7 protein-coding genes are annotated in these 7,679 nt (G+C 61.4%); 3 read left to right on the top strand and 4 right to left on the bottom strand.

Annotated features, from left to right (window positions below; translation table 11 throughout):
• Window positions 1-146: 146 nt before the first annotated feature.
• From NKH73_RS32360 to uxuA, 4 genes are all read right to left on the bottom strand, one after another.
• Complete coding sequence (locus NKH73_RS32360; RefSeq protein ID WP_352939550.1) at window positions 147-1,178, bottom strand: sugar ABC transporter substrate-binding protein; 1,032 nt, start codon at window positions 1,176-1,178, stop codon at window positions 147-149.
• Between the two features lie 24 nt (window positions 1,179-1,202).
• Window positions 1,203-2,054 carry an IclR family transcriptional regulator gene (locus tag NKH73_RS32355; RefSeq protein ID WP_352939547.1) on the bottom strand — a complete coding sequence of 284 codons (852 nt, stop codon included), beginning with the start codon at window positions 2,052-2,054 and terminating at the stop codon, window positions 1,203-1,205.
• Window positions 2,055-3,203, bottom strand: a complete 1,149-nt coding sequence (locus NKH73_RS32350; protein WP_352939544.1) for an ABC transporter substrate-binding protein — start codon at window positions 3,201-3,203, stop codon at window positions 2,055-2,057.
• A gap of 117 nt (window positions 3,204-3,320) precedes the next feature.
• Window positions 3,321-4,505: a mannonate dehydratase gene (gene uxuA, locus NKH73_RS32345; protein WP_352939541.1), complete on the bottom strand. Its 1,185-nt coding sequence runs from the start codon at window positions 4,503-4,505 to the stop codon at window positions 3,321-3,323.
• A gap of 191 nt (window positions 4,506-4,696) precedes the next feature.
• Here uxuA and NKH73_RS32340 point away from each other — a divergent pair, with 191 nt between their 5' ends.
• From NKH73_RS32340 to ftsZ, 3 genes are all read left to right on the top strand, one after another.
• The gene (locus NKH73_RS32340) at window positions 4,697-5,431 is read left to right on the top strand and encodes a FadR/GntR family transcriptional regulator (protein WP_352939538.1); all 735 of its coding nucleotides are present in this window, start codon (window positions 4,697-4,699) and stop codon (window positions 5,429-5,431) included.
• A 12-nt stretch (window positions 5,432-5,443) separates the two neighbouring features.
• Window positions 5,444-6,229 (top strand): SDR family NAD(P)-dependent oxidoreductase, encoded by a 786-nt coding sequence (locus tag NKH73_RS32335; protein ID WP_352939535.1) that lies wholly within the window; start codon window positions 5,444-5,446, stop codon window positions 6,227-6,229.
• Between the two features lie 247 nt (window positions 6,230-6,476).
• Entirely contained in the window at window positions 6,477-7,484 is a 1,008-nt protein-coding gene (gene ftsZ, locus NKH73_RS32330) for a cell division protein FtsZ (RefSeq protein ID WP_352939532.1), read from the top strand.
• Window positions 7,485-7,679: the final 195 nt, after the last annotated feature.

Here is a 7,679-nt window from a genome sequence, read left to right as displayed (position 1 = left end):
TTTACCATTCATTTTGCGGGGGCGCTAGGGGGGGGCCGTCGCTTTTTGAAAACTGCGCTCTAAACCCGCCGGGTTTACGTTTTTTCGCGTCCACATCCCTCCGCCCGCCCTCCCCTTTTTGGGGTATGGGCGATCCGGGATCGATCCTACTTCTTCAGGTCGGCGGAGGTTTTCATGCACTTTTCCGGCGGCTGGAGCGCATTAACGGCGTCCCATTTGATCGTCCGGACAGTGCCGTCATAGTCGTAGTACTTCTTCCAGTCGTCGCCGTTCATCGGCGCGGTCGGGCTGACGATATGCTCGGGCACTTCTTCGCCGTTGAACAGCTTCACCGCGGCATTGATGGCGGTGTAGCCTTCCTTCTCCGGGAACATCGCGGCTTCGATGCGGTAGGACGGTTCGTTCTGTATTGCATTGATGAAGGCAAGGCCTTCGCCGCCGGTACCGACCGTCAACAAATTATCCTGCGACTTGCCAGCCGCTTTCCAGGCCTGCAGGCCGCCCAGCGAAGAGGAATCGTTGATACCGTAGATGATGTTGATGTCGGCGTTCTTGGCCAATGCCGCCGAAGACACTTCGAGCGCGCGGTCGGGGTTGCCGCCGCCGTCGAGATCGTGGACCATGACCGCGTCGGGGATGATGGTCTTCAAGCCATCCATGAAGCCTTGCGAACGCAGGACGGTGGCGGACAGGAGCGGCAGGCCGACATTCATCACCTGAGCCTTGCCGCCAAGCTTTTCCTTGGCGTATTTGCCGGCTTCGACGCCGGCCGTGTAGCCGGTATCATAGTCGCAGATCGCGACCATGGTCGTCATGCCTTTGACCGGATTGCCTTCCAGAACGACGGGAACGTCGTTGGATTTCGCCTGGCGCAGCAGCGGCACGACGCCCTCTTCATTGACCGGCGTGACAATCAGCACGTCGACGCCCTTGGCCATAAAGTCTTCCGCGGCGGAAACCTGCTTGGCGATGTCGAGATTGGCGTCCTGCACCTCGAGCTCGATACCGAGTTCCTTGGCACGGGCCTGCATGCCCTTGATAACGTTCTGGTACCACTCATGGGTGGCGTAGTTGGTGACGTAGCCGATGCGCTTCGGCATGTTTTCGGCCTGCGCGGCAGCGGCGCTCAGGGCCAGAGCGGCCGCCGAGGCAAACAGGATTGACTTGGACCAGTTCATGTTCTTCTCCCTGATATCATCTTGTTAGTTGCTGAACGGATAGTCCCGCCGTTCCGGGTCGGTACGTGACGAAGCGATGATTTCACCCGCGCCCAGCGCCGCCGATATTGTCTCGGCGGCCGCTTTCGCCCGTTCGAAAACGGTTTCGCGATCGAACCGCGCCGCCTTCTGCGGCAGGAACGGGACGGTGAGCGCGGCAATGACCGCACCGGTGTGATCGCGCACCGGCATCGAGATGTTGGTGCAGGCCGCAACGGCCAGCGAGGCGCGCATCTCGTAGCCGAGCCTTGCGACTTCGTTCAGCCGCCCTTCGATTTCGGCCCGCGTGCCCTGTCCTTCGCCGGCAGCCACGATCCGCTCGACGATGCGGTCGCGCTCGGCCTGGTTCGAATGTGCGAGCAGCACCGCACCGGAGCTCGTTTCGAGGATCGGGAAATGCGAGCCGAGCGCAACCGAGTAGCGCATCGGCAAAGGCGAATCGATCTGCAGTACGACCAGCGCGCTCTCGCCCTCACGAACGACCAGATGACAGCTTTGATCGGTGTTGGCCGAGAGCTCGCGCATCACCGGCAGCGCGCACTCGACCAGCCGGTTTACCGGCGGATGCATATGCGCCAGCTCGAACAGCTTTAGCGAAAGGCGGAAGCGGTCGGACTGCGTCCGGAAGATGTAACTGCGCTTTTCCAGCAGAAGCAGGATGCGGTATATCTCGTGGATGGAGCGCCCCAGGCCGGCAGCGATCTCGGTCTGGGTCAGCGGCTCGGCGCTGGAAGCCATGAACTCCAGGACGTCGAGCGCCTTTTCCACTGCCGGCACACGATAGCCGTTGCGGCCGCTTTCGCCTTCATCGACGATCTGGACTATGTCGGCGGCCATTTATGCGACGCTCCGTTCCGGTTGGCCTTGCCTGGTTTCGCGGTAAAGGCGGTTCAGCCGGTCCGCGAGTTCGGTCGCGGGCATGTCGCCGGCGATGGCAGCGGCCGCATATGGCGCGCATTCGCGGAAAAAGGTGATGAAGCCCGGATGCGTCGGGCGCAGGTATGACGCCTCGATCGTCGCAAGCGTCGAGCTGAAGAAATTGCCGGAAAGATCGTTGACTTCGGCGTCCTTCCACGCCGCCAGCGATCCCGGCTGTCCGCCCGACTTCACGTAGTCACCACGCTGGTAACCGGGCGAGCATAGGAAAAGCGCGTAGTTGACGGCGGCCTGCCTGTGTTTCGATTGGGCGCTGACCCCGATGCCGGCACCACCGAGCAAGGCGCCGGCGGATCGCGGGGTCGGCACATCGGCGAAACGCAGATACGGCCTGTCGGTCTTCGAGGCATAGTTCACATAGCCGAAGGCGAACGGCACATAGACGACATCGTCATGCGTGATCATGTGGTCATAGCAGCGGATCGGGTTCCATTTCGACGAATTCGGATGCGACAGCTCGGCAAGCTGGCGCAACTGCGCGACAGCCTGCTCGACCTTCTCCCTTGCAATGAACTCCTCGCCGTTTTCCTGCGGATGGCCGAGCGTCAAGAGCAGGCACATGGCGTCCGTCGGTACGAACGGCAGGCCAAGCCACTTGCCGTCCTTGCGCGCGCGCCGGCCAAGCTCCAGCACCTCTTCATGAGTGGTGGGCACCGCTGCGTAGCGCTCCAGGAGATCCGGGCGATAGGAGGCGACCTGGCAAGCGGCATCGATCGGCAGCGCCCACTGGCGGCCGTTCCTTGCGTAGGACCGCCAGGACGGGCCAACCGAGTCGCGCTCGAAGAAGCGGCGCTGCTCCGCCGGCAGATAGCCGTCGAACGGCACCATCAGCTCGCCGTCAGCGATGTCGCCGATGAAGGGATGATCGAACACGACCAGATCGTAGGTGCCGAGCACGGGACCAAGCGCGCCCTCGCCGAACTCGTAGAGGCTGCGGCGGTCCCATTCGATTTCCAGACCAGGACGATTGGCGCAATACGTCTCGACGCTGGCGTCGAGCGGACCCCAGCAGCGTCGATGATCCCACGCAAGACCGCGCAGTCTTGTCATTCCTGAAATTCCTCCCTGAACCGAGCGTGCGCCCGGTCCGTCGATTAGTAGCAGGTATTTTCACCTGAACAAGTCGTTTTTATATATGCAAACTGTGCCTGTTCCTCTCCGACGACGTCAAGCAAGTCCAAAACGCTCCACGGCGCGCATGATGCCGCGCAACTCGGCAAGGCCTTTCAGGCGGCCGATCAACGAATAGCCGGGGTTGATCCTGGTCTTGCCGATATCATCGGCGAGCAGATGGCCGTGATCGGGACGCATCGGAATCCGCCAGTCGGCGCGGCCTTCCCTACTGCGGCGCGTCTCTTCCTGCATCAAAGCGAGGATGACATGCGCCATGTCGGTGCCGCCCTCCAGATGCTCGGCTTCATAGAAGGAGCCGTCATCCTCGATGGTTATATTGCGCAGATGGACGAAATGGATCCGGTCGGCGAATTCCTTGACCATGCCGACAATGTCGTTGTCTGCGCGCGTACCGTAGGAGCCGGTGCAGAATGTCAGGCCGTTCGCCGGGCTGTCGACGGCGTTGAGGATGAAACGCGCGTCCTCGGCGGTCGAGACGATCCGCGGCAAGCCATAGAGCGAGAAGGGCGGATCGTCGGGATGAATGCACATGCGCGCACCGACTTCTTCGGCGACCGGAACGATCTCGCGCAAGAACCAGGCAAGATTGTCGCGCAACTCCTTCGGCCCGATCGCATCATATTCCGCCAATGCCTCGCGAAAGCTTTCGCGATTATAGCTCCGCTCGGTCGCCGGCAGACCGGCAATGAGATTGCGCTCGATCCTGTCGATCTGCTCGTCGCTCAGTTCCTTCAGTCGCGATTCCGCCTCGGCGATGCGGGCGGCACTGTAACCGGCCTCGGCATTCCTGCGCTTCAGCACAAATAGGTCGTAGGCCGCGAAATCGATCGCATCGAAACGCAGCGCATAACCCGTTGTTGGAAGCCGATAGGCAAGATCCGTGCGGGTCCAGTCGACCACGGGCATGAAATTGTAGCAGATCGTCGCAATGCCGGCCTTGGCGAGCGCACGGATCGTGTCCTTGTACCAGCCGACATAGCGGAGCCTTTCAGCCGAGCCGATCTTGATCGAGTTGTGAACGGGAATGCTCTCGACGACCGACCAGCTCAGCCCTGCCGCCTCGATGGTCCGCTTGCGTTCCCGAATGCTCTCGAGTGGCCAAGCGCGGCCGTCATAGATATTATGCAGGGCGGATACGACACCCGTGGCTCCGGCCTGCTTGACATGTTCGAGCGTCACCGGATCGTCCGGTCCATACCAGCGCCAGCACTGTTCCATTGCATCTTTCCTTTTTGTGAGAGAACGGCAACTTATTGTTGGACCACAACAAGTGTCAAACTCAAGTTTGAGCTTATTTCCGAGATAGCCGTCCCCAAGTTTGATCGAAAGCGCCCGAAGGTCGGGCCAAAGCCGATTGTTTTCCCTAACGGCTGCGTTATGTTGGTCCAACAATTAAGGAAGGCTCGACCTTGGAAAATTCTCAAGCCGCGCGCGAGAACGCCGCGGCGCGGCGCAGCAACGGCGGGTCCGCGGTCGACATGACGGCCGGGCGGATTCTTGATCTCATCCGCGTGCGGCAGCTGAATGTCGGCGACGTGCTGCCGACCGAGCGTGAGCTCAGCGAGCTTACCGGCGCCAGCCGCAATACCGTACGCGAGGCATTGCGCACAATCCGCACCTACGGGCTTATCGAACCAAAACCTCGCGTCGGCGCCGTCCTGGCCAACGGGCAGAGCATGGCCATCCAGAATTTTTTCGCGGCGCATATGGATATTTCGCGCTCGTCCTTCGCCGACATACAGGGGTTCAGGCGCATCATCGAGGTCGGCATCGGCGACCATATCGTCCTGCATGCCTCGAACGAACAGATCGAAGCACTTGACGAGATCAACGGCCAGATCGTTGCGAGCCGCTCGATCGAGGAGGCGGCCGCGAACGATTTCGATTTCCACATGGCGCTGATCGGGTTGTCGGACAATCGCATGCTGGCGGATATGTATTCCTTCCTTTCTCCCGTGATCCTGCGGATCATGACCATAGGAAAGGAAATGCGCCCGATGCTGGCCGACACAAGACGCGCCCATGGCGAGATCATCGCGGCGCTGCGGTCGCGCGACAGGGTGGCCTATGCCTATTTGATGAGCCGCCATCTCGATTTCGCCCTGCGATTCCTGCCGGAAGAGCAGGCTTCCGACGGCCAATAAGGAATTTCCATAATGAAGGATTTCGACGGCAAGATCGCTCTGGTGACGGGGACGACCGGGATCGGCCTGGCAACCGCCAGACGTCTTGCGGCAGGGGGCGCGGCGATCATCGCCTGCGGCATCGACCGCACGGCCAACGCGGCGATGACGGCGGAACTGGACAACTCCGGCGCCGGGGCGCTGGTCATGGCCGTCGACGTCTCCGTGCAGGATCAGGTTCGCGAGGCGGTCTCGGCCGGTGTCGAGCGGTTCGGCGGCCTCGATATCATCGTCAATTCCGCGGCGGTCCATCCGTACGGAACCGCTGTCAGCACCGACTTCGACACCTGGAACCGGACGATGTCAGTCAATGTCGGCTCGATCTACCTGACCGCGCATTTCGGCATTCCCGAGATGATGAAGAGAGGCGGCGGCGCCATCGTCAATGTGGCTTCGGTGCAGGGCTTTGCCTGCCAGCAGAACGTCGCCGCCTATGCCACGACCAAGGGGGCCATCCACACGCTGACGCGTTCCCTGGCGCTCGACTACGCGCGCTCCGGCATTCGCGTCAATTCCGTCAGCCCGGGCTCGATCCGCTCCCCTATTCTGGAAAAGGCGGCGCGCGGCGAGAATGGCACCGACGCCGATGTCGAGGCGGCCTATAAGCGCTTCGGCGAAGCCCACCCCATCGGACGCATCGGCGAGCCGGAGGAAGTGGCGGAACTCATCGCCTTTCTATGTTCGTCGAAAGCCGGGTTCTGCACCGGTGCGGACTACCGGATCGACGGCGGCCTGACGGCCGGCATCGGCGTGAAGTAGAGCAGGAAGATCGCCTTCGGCCCTGCCTTGAGACGCTGACGTCTGACAATTTTCGAAGCCCCAAAGGCGAACCAGTGGCGCGTAACATGCGCGAGTTTGCATAGTGCACTTGCAGCCGAGTCAACCGTCTGATTCCCTTAGGCACGCTGGGCTATCCTGATTCGCTCACTGTCCAAAGTCTGCAGTGCGCCGGGAACAAGCCTTCCACCGACCGCTGCGCTTGCGCATTCAACGGGAGAGACGGCAAATGAACACCGCAACGAGGCCGGAAATCTCGGAAATGAGGCCCAAAATATCCGTCGTCGGTGTAGGCGGCGGTGGCGGCAATGCCATCAACAACATGATCGCCGAAGGCTTGCAGGGCACTGAATTTATCGTTGCCAATACCGATGCCCAGGCGCTCACCATGTCGAAAGCAACGCGGCTGATCCAACTGGGAGCTCACGTTACCGAAGGCCTGGGTGCAGGATCCCTGCCCGAGGTCGGCCATGCCGCAGCCGTGGAATCGATTGATGAAATCATGGACCATCTCGCGGGGACGCATATGTGTTTCGTGACCGCAGGCATGGGAGGCGGAACTGGAACCGGTGCGGCGCCGGTCATCGCGCAGGCCGCGCGCAATGCGGGAATACTGACGGTGGCCGTCGTCACCAAGCCGTTCGTGTTCGAAGGGACCCGTCGAATGCGTGCGGCCGATGAGGGCATCGAGCGGCTTCGCGAAAGCGCCGATACGGTCATCGTCATCCCGAACCAGAACCTCTTCAGGATCGCCGATGCCAAGACGACGTTCGCGGACGCGTTCGCTATGGCGGATCGCGTCCTCTACGCCGGCGTCGGCTGCATCACGGACCTCATCGTCAAGGAAGGGCTGATCAATCTCGACTTTGCCGATGTGAAGTCGGTGATGCGCGATATGGGCCGCGCGATGATGGGAACCGGCGAAGCCACCGGGGAGGACCGCGCCAGGAAGGCGGCCGAAGCGGCGATCGCAAACCCGCTTCTCGACGAAGCGTCCATGATGGGCGCCAAGGGCGTCCTCGTCTCGATATCGGGCGGCACTGACATGACGCTGTTCGAGGTTGACGAAGCCGCCACCCGCATACGCGAGGAGGTCGACGCCGACGCCGATATCATCGTCGGCGCCATTTTCGACAAGGCGCTCGCAGGAAAATTCAGGGTGTCGGTCGTTGCGACGGGATTGCGGCGAGGGCTTGAGATACCGCTGACGGCGGTGTCGGAAAACCGTGTGAATTGATCGGCACCAAAGCAAAACCCCAGCAACCGTCTTGAGGATGCTGGGTTTGTCGAAGCTGGTTGCCGGGACAGGATTTTGACTTCTCTGTCCGCTCCCACCGCCCGGTTTCGAACGCAAACGGCCCGCTTGAAGCGGGCCGTTTTTGTGTTTGGTTGCGGGGACAGGATTTGAACCTGTGACCTTCAGGTTATGAGC

It is taken from the genome of Mesorhizobium sp. M0938 (assembly GCF_040319125.1).
GTDB classification, from domain to species: Bacteria; Pseudomonadota; Alphaproteobacteria; order Rhizobiales; family Rhizobiaceae; genus Mesorhizobium; species Mesorhizobium robiniae.
Note: the sequence above shows the minus strand (reverse complement) of the source record. Positions and strands in the feature narration are given on the sequence as shown.